A 20,958-nucleotide genomic window follows, 5' to 3' on the forward strand; every position below is an offset into this window, starting at 1 on the left:
CATGGCTTCGCGCATCGTCGTCACTGGAGGTGGCACCGGCATCGGCCGGGCCATCGCTGCCGCCCTGCTCCCGCAGGCCAGCCAGGTCGTGCTGGTCGGCCGGCGCGCGGAGGTGCTGCGCGAGACCGCTCGTGAGCTGGCGTCACAGGCACCCCCTGGCGTGCAGATCAGTCCGTTGGCGTGCGACCTGACGGTGCCCGCCGAGGTGGAGACTCTGGCCGGGATCCTGCACCGCGGCCCAGCCATCGACGTGCTCGTGTGCAACGCGGGCGGCAACCTGGGTGTCGGGGCGGGGCCGGATCTCGAGTCGATCGCCGACGGCTGGAAGGCGGACTTCGAGGCCAACGTGCTCTCTGCCGTGTTGCTCACCGAGGCGCTACGTGACCACATCCGCCGGCCCGGCGGACGGATCATCGCGATGAGTTCCATTGCGGCGCTGCGTGGTTCGGGGTCCTATGGTGCGGCCAAAGCCGCCATCAATGCCTGGGTGCTCTCGCTGTCCCAGGAACTCGCCGCCGAGCAGATCACCGTCAACGCGGTCGCGCCGGGCTTCGTGCCGGACACGCCATTCTGGGAGGACCGCATCGCCGCGGACCCGTCCGTGCGCCAGAAGCGGCTGGCGACGATCCCGATGGGACGACCCGGCACGCCCGAGGAGGTCGCTGGCGCCGTGGCCTACCTCGCCTCCCCCGGCGCCGCGTGGACGACCGGCCAGATCCTGCAGGTCAACGGCGGGACGCTGCTCGGCCGCGGCTGACTCGTCGGTGGGAGAGGCACCCGGTGCCGGGGCTGACCCTTGTTCGCCGGGCGGTTAACGTCCTGCAGGAGTGGTCGCTGCCGACACCTCCCGCAGGACCAAGAGCGCCGGGCGCTGCGAGCGACGTGCCGTTGATGCCGAGACCAGCGCTCGCGCCGATGACGCGACCTAGCCAACGCGAACGGCCCGGCTCCCCCACAGGGGAACCGGGCCGTTCGGCATGCTCCGTCAGCCGTGTGAGCGGCCGGCCGGAGCGGTGATCAGTTGCCGGTGAGCTTCTCGCGCAGTGCGGCGAGAGCCTCGTCGGAGGCCAGGGTGCCCTGGGCCTCGGCCGGCGCGGACGGAGCCGCGGTCTCGCTGCTGGAGCTGGAGCTGGAGCTGCCGCTCGAGCTGCTGCTGCTGCCCGAGGAGTAGGTGGTCGCGGTGTCCGCGGCGTCGCCAGCGGCCTCCTCGGCCTCGGAAGCTGCCTCGACCTGAGCCTTGTGAGCCTCGTAGCGCTCGTGGGCGTCGGCGTACTCCTTCTCCCACTTCTCGCGCTGGGCCTCGAAGCCCTCCATCCACTCCTGAGCCTCGGCGTCGAAGCCCTCGGGGTACTTGTAGTTCCCCTCCTCGTCGTACTCGGCGGCCATGCCGTAGAGGGTCGGGTCGAAGTCGGCCGCGACGGCCTCGTTGGCCTGCTTCAGCGACAGCGAGATGCGACGACGCTCCAGGTCGATGTCGATGACCTTGACGAAGATGTCGGTGCCGACGGTGACAACCTGCTCCGGCAGCTCCACGTGGCGCTCGGCCAGCTCGGAGATGTGGACCAGGCCCTCGATGCCGTCCTCAACACGCACGAACGCACCGAAGGGCACCAGCTTGGTGACCTTGCCCGGCACGACCTGGCCGATGGCGTGGGTGCGCGCGAAGTGCTGCCACGGGTCCTCCTGGGTCGCCTTCAGCGACAGGGAGACACGCTCGCGGTCCATGTCGACGTCCAGGACCTCAACGGTGACCTCGTCGCCAACCTCGACGACCTCGCCCGGGTTGTCGATGTGCTTCCAGGACAGCTCGGAGACGTGGACCAGACCGTCCACGCCGCCGCCCAGGTCGACAAACGCACCGAAGTTGACGATGCTGCTGACGACACCGGAGCGGACCTGGCCCTTGGCCAGCTCCTTGAGGAAGGTGGTGCGGACCTCGGACTGCGTCTGCTCCAGCCAGGCACGACGGGACAGGACCACGTTGTTGCGGTTCTTGTCCAGCTCGATGATCTTGGCCTCGATCTGCTGGCCGACGTAGGGCTGCAGGTCGCGCACGCGGCGCATCTCGACCAGGGAGGCGGGCAGGAAGCCGCGCAGGCCGATGTCGAGGATGAGGCCACCCTTGACGACCTCGATGACGGTGCCAGTGACGACGCCGTCCTCTTCCTTGATCTGCTCGATGGAGCCCCAGGCGCGCTCATACTGTGCGCGCTTCTTGGACAGGATTAGGCGGCCTTCCTTGTCCTCCTTCTGGAGGACAAGGGCCTCGACCTCGTCGCCGACGTTGACGACCTCGGACGGGTCAACGTCGTGCTTGATGGCCAGCTCACGGGACGGGATGACGCCCTCGGTCTTGTAGCCGATGTCGAGCAGGACCTCGTCGCGGTCGACCTTGACGATGATCCCCTCGACGATGTCGCCATCGTTGAAGTTCTTGATCGTGGCGTCGATCGCTGCGAGGAGTTCTTCCTCAGACCCGATGTCGTTGATCGCGATCTGGGAGATGGCCTTCTCAGGCGCAGTTGCAGTCATGTAGTAGGGGCTCCGTAGTAGTGGACACTCAGGTGTGGACCGGTCAAACCGCGAGGGTGACCCGTCCGAGATGGACAGATATTGTGATGGCGCACGCACGAACGCACGCGCCGCGCACGACTACCCTACCTGCGCGTGCCACCGGTGGTCAATCCGGCAGACTGCGCCCATGAGCACGCGCCCGCCCGCAGGTCCTCCCGGACAGCAGCCGTATGCCGTGGCGCCGGCCGAGTCTGTCACGCGGCGGCCCGTGGGCCAGCCAGAGAGCGCCGCGGCCAACCGGTCCTGGTGGGACTCCGAGGCCACCGAATACTACGCGGAGCACAGCGTGGTGCTGGGCGATGCGGAGCTGATGTGGGGGCCGGAGGGTGTCTACGAGTCCGAGCTGCGGCTGCTCGGCGATCTGGCTGGGCGCGACCTCCTCGAGTTCGGTGCCGGCGCCGCCCAAGGCAGTCGGTGGTGCGTCGCCCAGGGGGCCCGAGTGGTGGCCACCGACATCTCCGGCGCCATGCTCCGGCAGGGACAGGCACTGGATCGTGACGCCCGCCCCTCATACGCCCAGTGCGACGCGGCGCACCTGCCCTTTGCCGACGACTCCTTCGACACCGTCTTCTCTGCCTACGGCGCCCTGCCCTTCGTCGCCGACTCAGCCGGACTGCTGCGTGAGGTGGCCCGGGTGCTCCGGCCCGGCGGGACCCTGGCCTTCTCGGTCACCCACCCGATCCGGTGGGCGCTGCCCGATGTCCCGGGAGAGGCGGGCCTGACCGTGCGCTCCTCCTACTTCGATCGCAGTCCCTATGTCGAGGAGGACGCACAGGGGCGCGCCACCTATGCCGAGCACCACCGCACCCTGGGCGACCGCGTGCGAGAGATCACGGCCGCCGGGCTCACGCTCGTCGACCTGGTGGAGCCGCAGTGGCCTGCGGGCGCGGACCACGAGTGGGGCGGCTGGAGCCGGCTGCGCGGCGAACTGATCCCCGGGACAGCGATCTTCGTGTGTCACCTCCCTGCCCCGAGGCCTGGGCACGACTAGGTAACAGAACGGACAACATGTGGCCCGATCTGGCCGAGATACTGGCCGAACAGCCTCAGGTCGCGTTTAATACCGCCAGCGGCACACCCCAATGGTGTCGTGTGACCCCCGCCCCCCGAAGTGAGGTCCCGTGACCACGATCGGATCTATCAGGCGTCGGCGCAGAGTGCGGCGCACTCCCCCGCCCCGGCCTGTTCCCCCTGCCCACGCACGCCCGGCCGCGACGCGCGGGTTATGGCTCCTGGTTGTCTCGTTCCTGATGGTGATCCTGCAGGCGGCGGTGCCCGCCTCGGCCCAGGACGACGGCTCCGGTGGAGAGTCCCAGGTCAACGTCGAGGAGTATGACCAGAACGTCACGGTCAACATCCGCAACAGCAACCAGCCCGTCCCTGACGTGCGGGTCGTTGTCACCGGCGGCGACTACGAGGCCGAGGCAGTCTCCGACGAGCGGGGGCAGGTCCGGATCGGGGTGCCGACCCAGGACCCCTACGAGGTCCTGGTCGATGAGGAGACGCTCCCCGAGGGCGTGACCGTCGAGGGCGACAACCCGATCACCGTGGCCTACGGCTCGCAGTTCTTCGCACCGGCCAACTTCTTCCTCGGCGAGGACGTGCGCGAGACGGCCAGCTTCCTGTCGCAGTTCGTCGAGCGACTCTTCAACGGCCTGAACTTCGGCCTGATGCTCGCGCTCGCCTCGATCGGGCTGTCTCTGATCTTCGGCACCACCGGCCTGACGAACTTCGCGCACGCCGAGATGGTGACCTTCGGCGCCGTCGCCGCCCTGTTGGTGTGGCAGCTCGGCCTGCCCATTCTCGTGGCGATCGCCGTGGCGGTGATCGCCAGCGGGGCCTTCGGCTGGTTCTTCGACGCCGCCCTGTGGAGACCGTTGCGACGCAGAGGCATCGGGCTCGTGCAGATGATGATCCTCACCATCGGGTTCTCGCTGGTCGGCCGCTACGTCTTCCTCATCATCATCGGCGGTGGCACCACCCAGCTCCCCGGTGTCGGGGGGACCAAACACCAAATCTTCGGACCGGTTGCCCTGTCGACGGTGGACATCATCAGCATGGTGCTGAGCCTGCTCGTGCTGCTCGGCGTGTCCTACTGGTTGCTGCGCACCCGCATCGGCAAGGCGACCCGAGCGGTCGCCGACAACCGTCAACTCGCCGCCGCCAGCGGCATCGATGTCGAGCGGGTGACCCGGATCGTCTGGGTCATCGGTGGCTCCCTCGCCGGACTGTCCGGCGTCCTGTGGGCCTACTTCCGTCCGGGCATCAAGTGGGACATGGGTGTGCAGATCCTGTTGCTCATCTTCGCCGCGGTCGTCCTGGGCGGCCTGGGCACGGCCTTCGGCGCGCTGGTCGGCTCCCTGGTCATCGGCATCCTGGTCGAGGTCTCGACCCTGTGGATCCCGTCTGACATCAAGTACGTCGGTGCGCTCGGCGTCCTCATCCTGGTCCTACTCGTCCGACCCCAGGGGCTCCTGGGCCGACGCGAACGCGTCGGATAAGGGAGGCATGCAATGAACTGGGGTTCCATCCTCAACAACACGGCGAGCTTCATGCTGTCCCCCGAGACCATCGGCTTCATGCTGGCCGCCCTCGGCCTGGCCGTGCACTTCGGCTACGCGGGCCTGCTCAACTTCGGCATGGCTGGCTTCATGGCCATCGGTGCCTACGGCTACGCGATCTCCATCCTCAGCTTCGGCTTCCCCTGGTGGGCCGGTATCCTGGTCAGCGTCGTCGCGGCCGTGATCTTCGCGGTGCTGCTCGGCATCCCGACGCTACGACTTCGAGCCGACTACCTCGCGATCGTGACCATCGCCGCTGCCGAGATCGTGCGGTTGCTGTTCCAGTCCCGGGTTTTTGACACCTGGACCAACTCCGCCGATGGGCTCGGCGGCTATCACACCAGTTTCCGCGAGGCCAATCCCCTCCCTGCCGGCACCTTCGGCTTCGGCCCGTGGGAGTTCACGTCCGACCAGTGGTGGAGCCGCCTGTTCGGCCTCGTGCTGGTCGCGCTCGGTGTCCTCCTGGTGTGGCTGCTCATGCGCAGCCCCTGGGGTCGCGTGCTCAAGGGCATCCGGGAGGATGAGGACGCGGTCCGCTCGCTGGGCAAGAACGTCTACCTCTACAAGATGCAGGCCCTCATCATCGGTGGTGTCCTCGGCGCCCTGGGCGGCGTGGTCATTGCCCTGCCCTCCGCGGTGATCCCGCAGTACTACCTGCCGAGCCTGACCTTCTTCGTGTGGACCGCCCTGCTTCTGGGTGGCGCCGCAACACTGTTTGGTCCGGTGCTCGGTGCCGTCATGTACTGGGGCGTCATGGCCTTCCTGGCCGGGGTCCTCCCCGCCATGGCCAACGAGGGCTGGCTGCCCATGTCCTCGACGGCGGCCGGCAACTTCCGGTTCGTGCTCGTTGGTCTCGCTCTGATGCTCCTGGTCGCGTTCCGACCACAGGGCCTCCTGGGCAAGAAGAAGGAGATGACCTTTGTCAAATAGCAGCCCCGAACCCAGCAGTCTCAATCCCGACACTCCCCACCGGGACACTCCTGACCCCAGTGCCCCCGACCTGCCGGATGCCCCGGAGGGCACCGAGCTGAAGGGGATCGACGTGGAGACCGTCGTCGAGACGCTCGAGGTCGAGCCGACCCACGAGATCCACACGACCACCGATCTGGCCAAGGGACCGCCCGCCCCTGGCGTGCCCAAGACCGACCCGATCATGGTCGCGGACAACATCACCCGGTCCTTCGGCGGTGTCAAGGCGGTGGATGCCCAGCACCTGGAGATCCCCCGCCACGCGATCACTGCGCTCATTGGCCCCAACGGTGCCGGCAAGACGACGCTGTTCAATCTGCTGAGCGGTTTCGACAAGCCGGACACGGGTGCCTGGTCGTTCAACGGCCGTGCCCTGTCGGGGATCCCCGCCTTCAAGTCGGCGCGGTTGGGTCAGGTGCGCACCTTCCAGCTGACCAAGGTGCTCGCCCGCCTCACGGTGCTCGAGAGCATGAAACTGGGTGCCACCGGGCAGCGTGGCGAGTCCATGCTGGCCTCCGTGGTGCCGATGCTCTGGCAGAAGCAGGAGCGTGAGATCGAGGAGCGCGCTCTCGGTCTGCTGAAGAAGTTCAAGCTCTACGAGAAGAAGGACGACTACTCCGCCAGCCTCTCCGGCGGCCAGCGCAAACTGCTGGAGATGGCACGCGCCCTGATGACCGAGCCGGAGTTCGTCCTCCTGGACGAGCCGATGGCGGGTGTGAACCCGGCGCTGGTGCAGTCCCTGCTCGACCACGTGCTCGACCTCAAGGCCGAGGGCATGACCGTGCTCTTCGTGGAGCATGACATGCACATGGTGCGCCACATCGCCGACTGGGTCGTGGTCATGGCCGAGGGCCGGATCGTGGCTGAGGGCCCACCCAGCGAGGTCATGAAGGACCCAGCCGTCATCGACGCCTATCTCGGCAGCCACCTGGACGAGGACATCGGCGTCATCACCGGCCGCTATGACGAGGAGGGGAACAGACTCCCATGAGCGAATCCACCACCCCCACAACCACACCGGCGGCTCAGCCCGAGACGCGGGACATCGTGGTCGATGTCAAGAGCGTGACCGCGGGCTATCTGCCGGGGATCAACATCCTCACCGACACCAACCTGCGGGCCTATGACGGTGAGCTCATCGGCATCATCGGGCCCAACGGCGCCGGCAAGTCCACCCTGTTGAAGGCGATCTTCGGCATGGTGCAGGTCCGCGAGGGATCGATCACCCTCCGCGGCGACGACATCACCAACCTCAAGGCCAACGAGTTGGTCGAAAAGGGTGTCGGCCTGGTCCCCCAGACCGAGAATGTCTTCCCCACCCTGACCATCAGGGAAAACCTGGAGATGGGCGCCTTCCAGAAGCCGGCGGGCGTCCGCGAGAACCTCGAGTTCGTCGTGGACATCTTCCCGGCGCTGGGTGATCGCATGAGTCAGGTCGCCGGGTCGCTGAGCGGTGGTGAGCGACAGATGGTGGCAATGTCCCGGGCCCTGATGATGCGCCCGGAGGTTCTCCTGCTCGATGAGCCGTCGGCAGGGCTGTCCCCCGTGCGTCAGGACGATGCCTTCATCCGGGTCTCCTCGATCAACCAGGCGGGGGTCACGACGATCATGGTCGAGCAGAACGCCCGCCGGTGCCTGCAGATCTGTGATCGCGCCTATGTGCTCGACCAGGGCCACGACGCCCACACCGGCACCGGTCGTGAACTGCTCAACGACGAGAAGGTGATCGGGCTCTACCTCGGCACACTCGGCCAGGAGGAGTCGGCCTAGCCCGCGCACAGCACCACAACGAGGCCCCCGGGAGAATCTCCCGGGGGCCTTCTTGTGGCGGTCGTTCAGTTCACCTGATCACTTCTAACGGCCGCGCGAGGGTCGCGGGCAGCGCTACGGTTGTTGGCGTTGAGGTGCCGGGCACGGGCGCCCCGGAGACTGTGGAGGTGATCAGGCATGACAGGTCCTGGCACCGTTCAGCCGCCTGCACGTGACCGGCAGTTCACTGCAGGGACAGCGTTGGTCGCCGTCCTCGCCATCCCTGTCGGCCTTGGCCTCTCCATCTTCGGACTCTTCGGCTGGTGTGTTGGCCCCTTGATCCTCATCGCTGGCCTCGTCGGGCAACACCTGCGTCGCGGATGGGCCTCCTGGGCGATCTGGATCGGCGTCGGGCTGATCCTGGGAGCGTTGACCTACATCAGCATGGGTCTGCTGACCCCCGACGGCTCATCATCGGACGGCACCACACCGCCGCACGCAACGTCGGGACCACCCTCAGAACCTGTGGGAGACACGCCCTAGCTCGTTCGACGCGGCGCAGCGCACACGCACAAGGCCCCCGGGAGATTCTCCCGGGGGCCTCTGTGTTGGTCGTTCAGATCAGCTGATCAGTTCTGGCGGACCAGCTTGTTCTCACCGTCATACTCGAAGATGCCGATGGTGGCCTCGGTCGGGTCACCGTTGGCATCGAAGGTGATCGGTCCGGAGGGGCCGTCATAGTCGACGATCTCACCCGCGGTGATGGCGGCAGCAGCGTCGGCGAAGTTGTCGAACTTCTCGCCACCGCCGGAGCCACCAGACACCTGAGCCATCCAGGTGGCCATGTCCGGGCCCTCGACCGAGTCGGCCGCCAGGGCGGACAGCGCCGCCAGGACGATCGCGTCGTAGGTCTCACCGGCGTAGTTGAGGTCGGAAAGCTCCTCACCGGCGTGCTCCTGCCAGCCCGCGTTCAGGCCCTCCAGGAAGCTGTCGTCCAGGGCCGGCCCGGGCTGGGTGCCCTTGGAGCCCTCGAGCATGCCCGCGTCGAAGTCCTCGCTGTAGTCCGCGATGTTGCCATCGACGAAGTACAGGTTGCTCATGTCGACGCCACCGGACTCCAGGGCCGGAATGATGGTCTTGATCTCCTCGAAGGTGATCAGCGCGATGGCGTCAGGGCTCTGCGCCATGATCGAGCTGATCTGCGCGTCGAAGGTGGTGTCACCGGCGTTGTACGACTCGGAAGCCACCACTGTGCCGTTGGCGGCCTCGAAGGTCTCGGTGAGCTGGGCCTCCAGGCCGGTGCCGTAGGCGTCGTTCAGGAAGAGGATGCCGAGGTTGACCACACCGTCGGAGGCAATCAGGTTGCCCAGCACCTCACCCTGGAGCAGGTCCGAGGGGGCCGTGCGCCAGTAGAGGTTGTTGTCCGGCCAGTCGCTGAACTCCGGGGCGGTGTTGGCCGGGGAGATCATCAGCGTCTCCGCAGCCACGACCTCGTCGATGAACAACTTGGAGACGCCCGATGAGGCGGCACCGATGATCACCTTGTTGTCCGCGTTGAGCAACTGCGGGACGGTGGTGGCGTAGGCGCGGTTGTCAGGGTCACCGGAGTCGCCCAGGGTCAGCTCGATGGTGATGCCTGCATCGGCGTCGTTGATGTCCTTGGCTGCTTTGAGTGCTCCAGCCTCCTCGGGCGGGCCCAGGAAGGCCAGCGCGCCGGTCTGCGGCAGCACGGTGCCGACCTTCAGCGTCAGGTCGCGCTCGCCGGCCTCGGGAGCACCCGGGTCCTCCGGTGCGCCGCCGGCGCCCCCGGCCTCCTCAGTGGACTCGCTCGTGTCGTCGCTGGCCTCGGCGTCGTCGCCGGCAGCCGCGTCCTCCTCCGTCGACTCGCTGGTGCCGTCGTCACCTTCGTCGTCGCCGCCACACGCAGCCAGGATGAGGGAAGAGGCTGCCAACACTGCAATTCCGCGGGCGGTCACGGACGTCCGCTTGCGCAGGGTAGATGGACTCATGTTGCTCCTTGCTCGTCGTGATGTATCGCGATGCGTCCGGGGGTGGGGCACCTCACGTATGTGCAAGGTAAATGGCAGTTCGGGCCCACACAAGGGACACGAGCCACTCGTTGCGGGAACGGTCCCAAATCGTTACCCAGCAGTGACGTTGAGCCCGCCGAGGCGCCCAGGAGAGCGCCGATCAGTGGCCAGCCGTGCTCAGTGCGCGGCGTCGTGCCAGGTGCGACCCCACCCCAGGCTCACGTCCAGCGGGACGTCCAGCTCGACGGCCGCCCCCATCTCGCGCCGGACCAACTCCTCGACGGCTGCCTTCTCGGCCGTCGGGACCTCCAGGACCAACTCGTCGTGCACCTGCAGCAGGATCCGCGAGCTCAGGCCCTCGGTGCGCAGCGCCTCCTCGACCCTGAGCATGGCGACCTTGATGATGTCGGCGGCCGACCCCTGGATGGGCGCGTTGAGCGCCATCCGCTCAGCCATCTCCCGACGCTGTCGGTTGTCGGAGGTGAGGTCGGGCAGATAACGACGCCGCCCCAGCATCGTCTCCGTGAACCCGGTGCCGCGGGCCTCGGCCACCACGTCGCGCAGATAGTCGCGCACCCCGCCGAACCGGGCGAAGTATTCCTCCATCAGGCCGCTGGCCTCGTCACGTGAGATGCCCAACTGCTTGGACAGGCCGAAGGCCGACAAACCGTAGGCCAGGCCATAGCTCATCGCCTTGACCTTGGACCGCATCTCGGACGTGACCCCGGCCGGCTCGACGTCGAAGACCCGTGAGCCGACGAAGCGGTGCAGGTCCTCCCCCGTCCGGAAGGCCTCGATGAGCCCCTCGTCCCGCGAGAGGTGCGCCATGATCCGCATCTCGATCTGGCTGTAGTCAGCCGACAGCAACTCGTCGTAGCCCGAGCCGACGACGAAGGCCTCGCGGATGCGCCGGCCCTCCTCGGTGCGGATCGGGATGTTCTGCAGGTTGGGGTCGGTGGAGCTGAGTCGCCCGGTGGCAGCTATCGTCTGCTGATAGGTCGTGTGGATGCGCCCGTCGTCGGCGACCGACTTGATCAGGCCCTCAGCGGTCACCCGCAGGCGGGTCTTGTCACGGTGGCGCAGCAGCGCCTCCAGGAACGGGTGCTCGGTCTGGGCATAGAGCCCGGCCAGGGCGTCGGCGTCGGTGGTGTAGCCCGTCTTGGTGCGCCGCGTCTTGGGCAGGTCGAGCTTTTCGAAGAGCACCGTCTGCAACTGCTTGGGTGAGCCGAGGTTGACCGAGTCGTCCTCGATGGCGTCCCAGGCGTCCTGCTGTGCCGCCAGCATGGCGTCACCGAACTCACCCTCGAGGCGCTCCATCGCGTCCAGGTCGACCGCGATGCCGACGTGTTCCATCCGGCCCAGGACGCCGACGAGCGGCAGCTCGATGTCGCGCAGCAACTCGGCGCCCTGCACCTCGGCGATCTCGGTGTCCAGCGCCTCGGCGAGGTCCAGGACGGCTTGGGCGTGCACGAGCGCGGACTGGACAGCGGCGTCGCCCTCGCCCAGGTCAAGATCCAGCAGACCCTGGTCGGGGGCTGACTCCTCGGCGCGCAGCTCCCGCTTCAGATAGCGCAGCACCAGGTCGGCCAGGTCATAGGACCGCTGGTCAGGGCGCACGAGGTAGGCGGCCAGGGCGGTGTCGCTGACCAGCCCGGCCAGGGGCAGCCCGCGGGCCTCCAGCGCGTGCAACGGCCCCTTGGCGTCGTGCAGCACCTTGGGCACGCCCGGGTCAGCCAGCCAGGCGGCCAGCGCGGTCTCCGCGGCCTCATCGAGATCGCTGAGCGTGATGTGCCCGGCCGCACCGGGCGTCGCCAGGGTCAGGCTGGTTGCGTCACCGGTCCCCCGGGCCCAACTGCCGCTGACGTGCAGCCCGGTGCGCGTGCCCGCCGCAGCGTGCTCGGCCAGCCACGCGGGCACCTCGGCAACCGCGAGGCGGCCGCCCTCCACCTCGATGCCCTCGTCTGCCTCGTCCTCCACCGGGTCGAGGTAGTCGAAGAGCCGGTCCCGCAGCACTCGGAACTCCAGGCGGTCAAAGACGGTGTGGATTTGCTCGCGGTCCCACACCCGACGCTCCAGGTCGGGCAGGGCCAGCGGCAGCTCGAGGTCTCCGACGAGCTGGTTGAGGCGTCGGTTGCGCAGGACGCCGTCCAGGTGCTCGCGCAGCGACTCCCCCGCCTTGCCCTTGATCTGGTCGGCGTTGGTGACGATGCCGGTGAGGTCGTCGTATTGGTTGATCCACTTGGCGGCCGTCTTGGGGCCGACCCCCGGCACGCCCGGCAGGTTGTCCGAGGCCTCGCCCACCAGGGCCGCGAGGTCGGAGTAGCGCTCCGGCCCGACGCCATACTTTTCCTGCACCGCGGCGGGGGTCATCCGGACCAGGTCCGAGACGCCCTTGCGCGGATAGAGCACGGTCACCTTGTCACCGACCAACTGATAGGTGTCCCGGTCTCCCGAGCAGATCAGCACCTCCATGCCCTCGTCCCGCGCCCGCGTGGTGAGCGTGGCGAGGATGTCATCGGCCTCGAAGCCGTCGACCTCCAGGTGCTGGATCGCCAGCGCGTCCAGGACCTCCCGAATGATCGGGATCTGCCCCTTGAACTCCGACGGGGTGGCCGAACGGCCGGCCTTGTACTCGGCATACTCCTCGCTGCGGAAGGTCTGCCGGGAGACGTCGAACGCGACCGCGACGTGGGTCGGGGCCTCGTCGCGCATCACATTGATGAGCATCGAGGTGAACCCGAAGACACCATTAGTGCTCTGCCCGGTGCTCGTGGAGAAGTTCTCCACCGGAAGCGCGAAGAAGGCCCGGTAGGCCAGCGAATGTCCATCCAACAGCAGCAGTCGACTCACGCATGACACTCTAGGTGCCATGACTGACACTCAACGTCCCGACCAGCGCATCGCCACGCTGCTGGATCGCATGGAGATCGAGATCACCGAGGCCAGCGCGGACCGTGTCGTGGGTCGGATGCCGGTGGCCGGCAACATCCAGCCCTACGGTCTCCTGCACGGTGGCGCCTCCGCCGTCCTCGCCGAGACCCTGGGATCCGTCGGCTCGGCCCACCATGCGGGCGAGGGCCGCATCGCCGTCGGCGTCGACCTCAACATCACCCACCACCGCGGCGTGCGCGAGGGCCACGTCACCGGAGTCGCCACGCCCCTGAGCCTGGGTCGGTCAGTCGCCGCCTACGAGATTGTGATCACCGACGACTCCGGCAAGCGCTGTGCCTCGGCCCGCCTCACCTGTCAACTGCGCGACCGACCCCCGGGCAGCTGATCCGCCCTAGGTGTCACGAGCTCACAACGCCCAACACTCACCGGCCACCCACGCTGGGCCGCCAACCACCTGAGAAGGTCGCCCACCCAGCCCCCAGCCAACCCGGCGCACCGGAGAAGGGGCGTGTCGGCATACGCTCCCCCCGTGGACCTCTTTCCCGGCGCCGGCACCGCCCTCAACGTCGTGACCATCCTGGTCGGGTCGGTGCTCGGCATGCTGTTCGGCCACCGTCTGTCCGAGCACACCAGATCGGTGGTCACCGACTGCCTCGGCCTGGTGGTCGTGCTGATGGCCGTGGTCTCCCTGCTGGAGATCTCCTCCCCAGCCCTGGTGGAGTATGTCGGCCCGGGCGCCCCCGTGATGATTGTCCTGGGGGCCCTGCTGATCGGCGGGATCATCGGCTCCCTGCTGCGCATCGAGGCCCGGGTGGAGTCCCTCGCCGGAGTCATCCAGGCTGCAGTCGCCCGACGCACCCCGGCCGTGGCCGCCCTCGACTCGACCGAGACCGCTGACTCGACCGAGACCGCTGACCCGACCGAGCCCGGTGCGGACGATGCTGACGGCACGCCTGCCCACGTGTCGGCGCGGGAGCGGTTCATCGAGGGCTGGCTCACCGCGTCGCTGCTGTTCTGCGTGGGGCCACTGACGATCCTGGGCTCGCTCAACGACGGCCTCGGGAGGGGCATCGATGAGCTGGCGCTGAAGTCCGTCCTCGACGGCTTTGCCTCGCTGGCCTTTGCCTCGTCCTTCGGGCTGGGCGTCGCCTTCTCGGCCGTCTCCGTCGTGGTGGTGCAGGGTGCCCTGACCCTCGTTGGCGTGCTGCTGGGCTCGCTGGTGCCAGACGCCCACATCGCAGCGCTCACGGTGGTCGGCGGGCTGCTGCTGATCGGGATCGCGCTGCGACTCCTGCGCATCCGTGACATCCCGGTGGGCGACCTGCTGCCCGCCCTCGCGGTGGCTCCAGTGCTGGTCTACCTGGTCGGCACCTTCACCTGACGCCTGACAACTGACGACTGACCGCTGACGACTGACGACTGACGACTGAGGCCTACTTGGTCGGCATGCCGGAGATGACCGCGTCGGCCACCTCGCGCATCGACAGGCGACGGTCCATCGCGGCCTTCTGGATCCACCGGAAGGACTCGGCCTCGGAGAGCTTGAGCTGCTGCTGCAGCAGACCCTTGGCCCGGTCGAGGCGCTTGCGGGTCTCGAACCGCTCGGCCAGGTCGGCGACCTCGGACTCGAGTGCCTGACGCTCCTGCCAGCGCGACCGTGCGATGTCGATCGCCGGGAGCACGTCGTTGGCGGTGAACGGCTTGACGACATAGGCCATCACGCCGGCGTCGCGGGCGCGCTCCACGAGCTGGCGGTCGCTGAAGGCCGTCAGCATGACGACGGGGGCGATGCCTTCCTTGCCCAGCACCTCGGCAGCGCTGATGCCGTCCATGCGGGGCATCTTGACGTCCATGACGACCAGGTCGGGCTTCAACTCACGTGCCTGATCGACGGCCTGCTCACCGTCGGCGGCCTGCCCGACCACGTCATAACCCGCCTCCTCCAGCATCTCGGCCAGGTCGAGGCGGATCAGCGCCTCGTCCTCGGCCACCAGGATGCGGACGGCGCTCGCTGCGGCCGGCTCGGTGGTCTCATCCTGCTCAGCAGGTGAGGTCGAGTCCGGATCCGACTGCTTCGGCGGGCGCGGGACAGGGCGCTCTGACGTGGTCACCCAGGAAGAATAGCCGGTGGACCTTGGGAGTTGGCTGAGAACAGACCGTGCAGGGCGCTGAACCTGACGAGAGTTATCTCACGTGAGCGCCCAAGCGCCCGTGGGTCAGGTGCCCGAGCGCCGTGGGTCCAGCGCACGAACATCGTGGTGCCGAGGGCGGGACTCGAACCCGCACGCCCTTTCGAGCAGAGCATTTTGAGTGCTCCGTGTCTGCCATTCCACCACCCCGGCAAGGTGACCGGCACAGCATACCGGCCAATCGGCTAGCGGTTGAGCAACCGTTGGTATGCCGGCGCGCGACCGTGCACGGCGTCACCGACGCGGTGCAACCGCAGCGCGTTGGTCGACCCCGGTGTGCCCGGCGGGGAGCCGGCCACAATCACGATCATCTCGCCCTCGGAGCAGCGGTTCTGGTCGAGCAGCAACTCGTCGACCTGCATCACCATCTCGTCGGTGTGCTCGACCGTGGGGCTCAGGAACGTCTCGACGCCCCAGGTCAGGCAGAGCTGAGAACGCGTGGCTGGCACCGGCGTGAAGGCCAGCACCGGCGTGGTGCTGCGCAGTCTGGCCATCCGCCGGGCGGAGTCGCCGGTCTGGGTGAAGGTCACCATGAAGCGGATGTCGAGCAGCTCGGCGATCTCGGCAGCGGCCTTGGTGACGGCGCCGCCGGTGGTGCGCGGCTTGGTGCCGAGCGGACGGATCCGCTCCATGCCGTGCTCCTCGGTGTTCTCGATGATCGTCGCCATCGTCTCGACGGCCTTGATCGGCCAGGCCCCGACGCTGGTCTCGCCGGAGAGCATGATGGCGTCGGCACCGTCCAGGACGGCGTTGGCGCAGTCGCTGGCCTCGGCGCGCGTCGGGCGCGGGTTGGTGATCATCGACTCCAGCACCTGGGTGGCCACGATCACCGGCTTGGCGTTGCGGCGGGCGATCTCGATGGCCCGCTTCTGCACCAGGGGGACCTCCTCGAGCGGGAGCTCGACACCCAGGTCACCGCGGGCCACCATGATGCCGTCGAACGCGGCGATGATGTCCGTGAGGTTCTCGACCGCCTGCGGCTTCTCGATCTTGGCGATGACCGGCAGGCGCAGGCCCTCCTCGTCCATGATCCGGTGCACGTCCTCGACGTCCTTGCCGCTGCGGACGAAGGAGAGGGCAATGACATCCACGCGGGTGCGCAGGGCCCAGCGCAGGTCCTCCTCGTCCTTCTCGCTCATGGCCGGGACAGAGACGGCCGTGCCGGGCAGGTTGATGCCCTTGTGGTCGGAGACCTGCCCGCCGATCACGACCGTGGTGACCACGTCGGTGTCAGTGACCTCGGTGACCTTGAGCTGGATCTTGCCGTCGTCGATGAGCAGGTCGTCGCCCACCTGCACGTCGCCGGCCAGACCCTCATAGGTGGTGCCGACCACGTCCTTGTCACCGGGGACCTCGCGCACGGTGATGGTGAAGGTCTCCCCCGGGACCAGCTCCACCGGCCCGTTGGCGAAGGTGCCGGTGCGGATCTTGGGCCCCTGCAGGTCGGCGAGCACGGCCACGGCGTGCTCCATCTCATCGCCCGCCTGGCGCACCAGGTGATAACGGCGGTCGTGGTCCTCGTGGTTGCCGTGGGACATGTTCATCCGGGCCACGTCCATCCCGGCGCCGACGAGCGCGCGGATCTCCTCGTAGCTCTCGGTGGCGGGTCCCAGCGTGCAGACAATCTTGGCTCGGCGCATGCTCCCCAGCCTATGTGTATGCCGAGGGTCCGGCGCGCGGACCCGGCTCGGCTCAGCGGTGGGCTGAATCAGTCGCTGGCGGAGCTCAGTTGGCCAGCTCGTCCAGCAGGCCCGGGAAGGAGTTGGGGTCCTCGAGCAGGATGCCCAGCTGGTCGTCGTTCACCTCGGTGCCGTCGATGAACACGCGAGGGCTCCCGGAGATCCCGTCCTGACTGGACCGGGTCTGCATGTCGGTGACGTAGTCGTCGTGCGTCCCGGCCTCCAGGCACCCGGTGAAGGCCTCGATGTCCTCCACGCCGGAGTCCTCCGCGAAGCCGATCAGCTGCTCGTCGGTCCACCCGTCGCCCTCCTCGTCGGGCTGTCCGGCAAAGACCGCAGCGTTGAAGTCCACGAAGGCCCCCTGGTCGTCGGCACACATGGCGGCGTTGGCGGCCCGCCCGGAGTGGTCGGTGCCCAGGTTGCCGTCCAGGAAGGACATCAGGGTGTAGGTCAGCTGGATGTCGCCAGCCAGCGCCGCCTCGGTGAAGGCCGGCCCGGACACCTGCTCCAGCAGGCCGCACCAGGGGCACTGATAGTCCTGATAGATGTGCACGGCCGGGGCGTCATCGCCAGCGTCGCCCACCACGATCCCTCCGGCGTTGGGCAGGGCGTTGGCCGAGCTCCCGACCCCGGTGACAGCAGCGCCATCCTCGGTGGCGGTGTCCACCGGGTCCGGACGCATCACCACATAGGCCACGACCGCGGCGATGGCAACGGCGATCGCCACCACGGCCGCGATCAGTGCGACGGGTGGGCCGCTCTTTGGCGGCGGGGGGACATGGGCGGGCGGACGGGCCATCAGGGGGCGCCTTTCGACAGAGAGGTGGAGGTATGCCGAGGCACGGGCTCGGCGGACGGGCGGCGGAAGAGCAGCGAGTCAAGAGCCAGCAGGGAGCGAGGCCGGGCCACCAGCCACGCCCCGGCGGCGAACAGTGCTGTGTCCCGCAGGATCTCGGAGAGGTAGGCCGTGTCGGAGGGATCGACGGGTCCGCCGGTGCCGAAACACCCGCAGTCGATGGACAGTCCGCGAGCCCAGGCGGAGATGATGCCGGCGATGAACACCAGCATCAACCCGCCACCAGCCAGGGCGCTCCAGCGGGTGAACAGCCCCAGGATCAGCAGCAGGCCCAGAGCGATCTCCACGACCGGCAGCATGAGGGCGATCATCTCGGCGATCTGATAGTCGAAGAGCCGATAGGCCACCACGGACTGGATCGACCCGGTCGGATCGCCGATCTTGAGGGCACCGGCTGCGAGCAGCACCCCACCGAGAGCCTGGCGCGCGAGCAGGCCCACCAGGTCGGCCCACCGCGCCCTGCTGGTCATGACCGTCACCGGGCCACGCGGTTCATCGCCGGCGGACTCCCTCGGCCAGCTCCGCGGTCAGGGCACGCAACGGGGCCAGGCCAGCTCCGGAGGCGGCGCCCTCCCCCAGTGCCCGCACGAGGGCGGACCCGACGATGACACCGTCGGCAAAGGAGGCGACCTCGGCGGCCTGCTCACGGGTGGACACGCCCAACCCGACGCTGATCGGCAGGTCGGTCACCGCGCGGGTGCGCGAGACCAGCTCTGCGGCACCGCTGCCCACACTGGTCCGGGTCCCGGTGACTCCCATCGTGGAGGCGGCATAGACGAACCCGCGGCACGCCGCGGTGGTCAGGGCCAGCCGCTCGTCGGTGGAGCTCGGGGCAACCAGGAAGATCGGGGCGAGGCCATGGGTCTGCGCGGCGGCGCGCCAGTCGGCGGCCTCGTCCGGGATCAGGTCCGGGGTGATCAGCCCCGAACCGCCCGCGGCGGCCAGGTCCCGCGCGAAGGCCTCGGGGCCATAGCGCAGGATCGGGTTCCAGTAGCTCATCACGACGGCCACGCCCCCGGCGGAGGAGATGGCCTCGACGTTGCCGAGCAGGTCCCGCACGCGGAAGCCCTGGGCCAGTGCGCGGTCGGCAGCGTCCTGGATGACGGGGCCGTCCATGAGCGGGTCGGTGTAGGGCACCCCGACCTCGACGATGTCCGCTCCGGACTCGACCAGGGCGACCATCGCCTCCCGTGAGGCGGCCACGTCCGGGAAGCCGGCCGGGAGGTAGGTGACGAGCGCGGCGCGCTCCTCCTCGCGGCAGGTGCTGAACACGGTGTCCAGTGCGGTCACGACTCGATCCCCTCGCTCGGTGCGTGCGCTTGGTCGGGCGTCGGGCCATCGGCGTCATCGCCCGGTGCCTCCGCCTGCACGGCGTCCTCACCAGTCAGACCAAACCACTGCGCAGCGGTCTCGACGTCCTTGTCTCCGCGACCGGACAGGTTGACCAGGATGACGGTGTCCGGCCCGGCGTCGCGACCCAGTTGCAGGGCGCCGGCCAGGGCGTGCGCCGACTCGATGGCCGGGAGGATGCCCTCCGTCCGGCACAGCAGCGCGAAGGCGTCCATCGCCTCGTCGTCGTTGATCGGGTGATACTCCGCCCGACCCGTGTCGCGCAGGTGCGAGTGCTCGGGCCCGACGGAGGGATAGTCCAGGCCGGCGGAGACGGAGTGGGACTCCAGGGTCTGGCCGTCCTCGTCCTGCAGCACATAGGTCGCGGCGCCGTGCAGCACGCCCGGCTCACCGCTACTGAACCGTGCCGCGTGCTTCCCGGTGTCGACGCCCTCGCCCCCGGCCTCGAATCCCACGAGTCGCACCGACGGCTCGTCGCGGAACCGTTGGAAAATACCCATCGCGTTGGAGCCGCCGCCGACGCACGCGCAGACGATGTCCGGCAGGCCGCCGGTCACGGCCTGCAACTGGTCGTGCGCCTCGTCGCCGATGATGCGGTGGAAGTCCCGGACCATGGTGGGGAACGGGTGCGGCCCGGTCACTGTGCCCAGCAGGTAGTGGGTGTCCTCGACGTTGGTCACCCAGTCGCGCAGGGCCTCGTTGATGGCGTCCTTGAGCGTGGAGCTCCCATGGCGGACCGGGATCACCTCCGCACCGAGCAGCCGCATCCGGGCCACGTTGAGCGCCTGGCGGCGGGTGTCTTTCTCGCCCATATAGACGGTGCATTCCAGGCCCATCAGGGCGGCCGCCGTCGCGGTGGCAACGCCGTGTTGACCGGCGCCGGTCTCCGCGATCACCCGTTTCTTGCCCATCCGCACGGTCAGCAGCGCCTGGCCCAGCACGTTGTTGATCTTGTGGGACCCGGTGTGCGTCAGGTCCTCCCGCTTGAGGAAGATGCGGGCGCCGCCGGCGTGCGCGGCAAAGCGTGGCACCTCGGTCAGTGGCGTGGGCCGCCCGGTGTAGTCGCGGTGCAGTCGCGCGAGCTCGGCGGTGAACTCCGGGTCGGTCATGGCGCTGGTGCGGGCGGCGTCCAACTCGTCCAGGGCCGCGATGAGCGCCTCGGGGACGAAGCGACCGCCAAAATCACCAAAGCGTCCGGGGTGCTCAGCGTGTTGCTGCCCTGTGTCTTGCCCCGCGTTCTGCCCTGTGTCCTGCCCCGCGTTCTGCTCTGTGTCCTGCTGTGTCATGAGCTCTCCTCCACATCCACTCGACGTCCACCGGCGGCCAGGAGTTCCCGTGCCGCGGACCGCGGGTCGGCGCCCGTCACCAGGGCCTCACCGACCAGCACCGCGCGGGCGCCGGCGCCGACATAGTCGCGGACGCTGTCCGGGCCGGTCACCCCTGACTCAGCAACGCCGACCACGCCCGCGGGCACGCTCGGGAGCAGCCGGGACACGGTGCTCGGGTCCACCTCCAGCGTCTTGAGGTTGCGGGCGTTGATGCCGACGATGCGACCTCCGGCATCCAGGCACCGGGTCAGCTCGTCCTCGTCGTGGGCCTCGAGCAACGCGTGCATCCCCAACTCCTCGACGAGCCCGAGCAGCTCGGTGAGCTCGCCCTGCTGCAGTGCCGAGGCCATCAGCAGCACCAGGTCGGCGCCGTGCGCCCGGGCCTCCCAGACCTGATAGGGCTCGACGACGAAGTCCTTGCGCAGCACCGGGATCGTGACTGCGGCGCGCACCGCGTCCAGGTCCGCCAGGCTGCCGCCAAACCTGCGCTGCTCGGTCAGGACACTGATGACGCTCGCTCCACCCGCGGCATACTCCGCCGCCAGGACGGCCGGGTCCGGGATGTCGGCCAGGGCGCCCTTGGAGGGGCTGGCCCGCTTCACCTCGGCGATCAGGTGCACTCCGCCGGGAGCGCTGAGCGCGGCCAGGGCATCCAGGCCCGCGGGCTTGGTTGCCACCAGATCGCGGAGCTGCTCCAGTGGCAGGGCGCTGCGCCGTGCAGACAGGTCCTCACGGACGCCGCGGATGATCTGATCGAGGACGGTGCTCACCTGGCCAGCGT

18 protein-coding genes and 1 tRNA gene are annotated in these 20,958 nt (G+C 68.5%); 8 read left to right on the forward strand and 11 right to left on the reverse strand.

Translation table 11 applies throughout. The features are described from left to right. The first annotated feature begins 1 nt into the window (after window position 1). Window positions 2-757, forward strand: a complete 756-nt coding sequence (locus NF556_RS11640; protein WP_252591101.1) for an SDR family NAD(P)-dependent oxidoreductase — start codon at window positions 2-4, stop codon at window positions 755-757. A gap of 260 nt (window positions 758-1,017) precedes the next feature. Here NF556_RS11640 and rpsA read toward each other — a convergent pair whose 3' ends face one another. Continuing rightward, entirely contained in the window at window positions 1,018-2,532 is a 1,515-nt protein-coding gene (gene rpsA, locus NF556_RS11645; protein WP_252591102.1) for a 30S ribosomal protein S1, read from the reverse strand. Window positions 2,533-2,701: 169 nt separating this feature from the next. Between rpsA and NF556_RS11650 the strand changes: the two genes are divergently transcribed. The 5 genes from NF556_RS11650 (at window position 2,702) to NF556_RS11670 (ending at window position 7,874) form a co-directional block, all read left to right on the forward strand. After that, the gene (locus NF556_RS11650) at window positions 2,702-3,565 is read left to right on the forward strand and encodes a class I SAM-dependent methyltransferase (protein WP_252591103.1); all 864 of its coding nucleotides are present in this window, start codon (window positions 2,702-2,704) and stop codon (window positions 3,563-3,565) included. 259 nt (window positions 3,566-3,824) lie between these two features. After that, entirely contained in the window at window positions 3,825-5,075 is a 1,251-nt protein-coding gene (locus tag NF556_RS11655) for a branched-chain amino acid ABC transporter permease (protein ID WP_252591104.1), read from the forward strand. A 12-nt stretch (window positions 5,076-5,087) separates the two neighbouring features. Then, window positions 5,088-6,065, forward strand: a complete 978-nt coding sequence (locus tag NF556_RS11660) for a branched-chain amino acid ABC transporter permease (protein ID WP_252591105.1) — start codon at window positions 5,088-5,090, stop codon at window positions 6,063-6,065. Between the two features lie 223 nt (window positions 6,066-6,288). Beyond that, window positions 6,289-7,095, forward strand: coding sequence for an ABC transporter ATP-binding protein (locus NF556_RS11665; protein WP_252595790.1), 807 nt, complete (start codon window positions 6,289-6,291; stop codon window positions 7,093-7,095). Further along, on the forward strand, window positions 7,092-7,874 hold the full coding sequence (locus tag NF556_RS11670) for an ABC transporter ATP-binding protein (RefSeq protein ID WP_252591106.1): 783 nt from the start codon (window positions 7,092-7,094) through the stop codon (window positions 7,872-7,874). Before NF556_RS11665 ends, NF556_RS11670 begins: the two co-directional genes overlap by 4 nt. A 608-nt stretch (window positions 7,875-8,482) precedes the next feature. Here the strand turns inward: NF556_RS11670 and NF556_RS11675 are convergent. Continuing rightward, the gene (locus tag NF556_RS11675) at window positions 8,483-9,862 is read right to left on the reverse strand and encodes an ABC transporter substrate-binding protein (RefSeq protein WP_252591107.1); all 1,380 of its coding nucleotides are present in this window, start codon (window positions 9,860-9,862) and stop codon (window positions 8,483-8,485) included. Between the two features lie 198 nt (window positions 9,863-10,060). After that, window positions 10,061-12,733, reverse strand: coding sequence for a DNA polymerase I (gene polA, locus NF556_RS11680; protein WP_252591108.1), 2,673 nt, complete (start codon window positions 12,731-12,733; stop codon window positions 10,061-10,063). Window positions 12,734-12,752: 19 nt separating this feature from the next. On the opposite strand from polA, the gene NF556_RS11685 reads away from it, so the two are divergent. Together NF556_RS11685 and NF556_RS11690 are read left to right on the forward strand one after the other, a co-directional pair. Continuing rightward, a complete protein-coding gene (locus tag NF556_RS11685; RefSeq protein ID WP_252591109.1) occupies window positions 12,753-13,160 on the forward strand; it encodes a PaaI family thioesterase in 408 nt (135 codons plus the stop codon). A 144-nt stretch (window positions 13,161-13,304) separates the two neighbouring features. Further along, complete coding sequence (locus tag NF556_RS11690) at window positions 13,305-14,156, forward strand: DUF554 domain-containing protein (RefSeq protein WP_252591110.1); 852 nt, start codon at window positions 13,305-13,307, stop codon at window positions 14,154-14,156. A 52-nt stretch (window positions 14,157-14,208) separates the two neighbouring features. On the opposite strand, the gene NF556_RS11695 is transcribed toward NF556_RS11690, so the two are convergent. From NF556_RS11695 to trpC, 8 genes are all read right to left on the reverse strand, one after another. Continuing rightward, entirely contained in the window at window positions 14,209-14,886 is a 678-nt protein-coding gene (locus NF556_RS11695; RefSeq protein WP_425607005.1) for an ANTAR domain-containing response regulator, read from the reverse strand. 145 nt (window positions 14,887-15,031) lie between these two features. After that, window positions 15,032-15,117: transfer RNA gene (locus NF556_RS11700), tRNA-Leu, on the reverse strand. Window positions 15,118-15,149: 32 nt separating this feature from the next. After that, window positions 15,150-16,604 carry a pyruvate kinase gene (gene pyk, locus NF556_RS11705; RefSeq protein WP_252591111.1) on the reverse strand — a complete coding sequence of 485 codons (1,455 nt, stop codon included), beginning with the start codon at window positions 16,602-16,604 and terminating at the stop codon, window positions 15,150-15,152. Window positions 16,605-16,689: 85 nt separating this feature from the next. Further along, complete coding sequence (locus NF556_RS11710) at window positions 16,690-17,442, reverse strand: DsbA family protein (RefSeq protein WP_252591112.1); 753 nt, start codon at window positions 17,440-17,442, stop codon at window positions 16,690-16,692. After that, entirely contained in the window at window positions 17,442-17,969 is a 528-nt protein-coding gene (locus NF556_RS11715) for a MauE/DoxX family redox-associated membrane protein (protein WP_252591113.1), read from the reverse strand. Before NF556_RS11715 ends, NF556_RS11710 begins: the two co-directional genes overlap by 1 nt. A 22-nt stretch (window positions 17,970-17,991) precedes the next feature. Further along, window positions 17,992-18,789, reverse strand: a complete 798-nt coding sequence (trpA, locus tag NF556_RS11720; RefSeq protein WP_252591114.1) for a tryptophan synthase subunit alpha — start codon at window positions 18,787-18,789, stop codon at window positions 17,992-17,994. Further along, complete coding sequence (gene trpB / locus NF556_RS11725; protein ID WP_252591115.1) at window positions 18,786-20,135, reverse strand: tryptophan synthase subunit beta; 1,350 nt, start codon at window positions 20,133-20,135, stop codon at window positions 18,786-18,788. Before trpB ends, trpA begins: the two co-directional genes overlap by 4 nt. Beyond that, a complete protein-coding gene (gene trpC / locus NF556_RS11730) occupies window positions 20,132-20,947 on the reverse strand; it encodes an indole-3-glycerol phosphate synthase TrpC (protein ID WP_252591116.1) in 816 nt (271 codons plus the stop codon). The genes trpB and trpC overlap by 4 nt, the downstream gene beginning before the upstream one ends. Window positions 20,948-20,958 lie beyond the last annotated feature (11 nt).

The sequence above is a fragment of the Ornithinimicrobium faecis genome, from assembly GCF_023923225.1.
In the GTDB taxonomy this organism is placed as follows: Bacteria; Actinomycetota; Actinomycetes; order Actinomycetales; family Dermatophilaceae; genus Ornithinicoccus; species Ornithinicoccus faecis.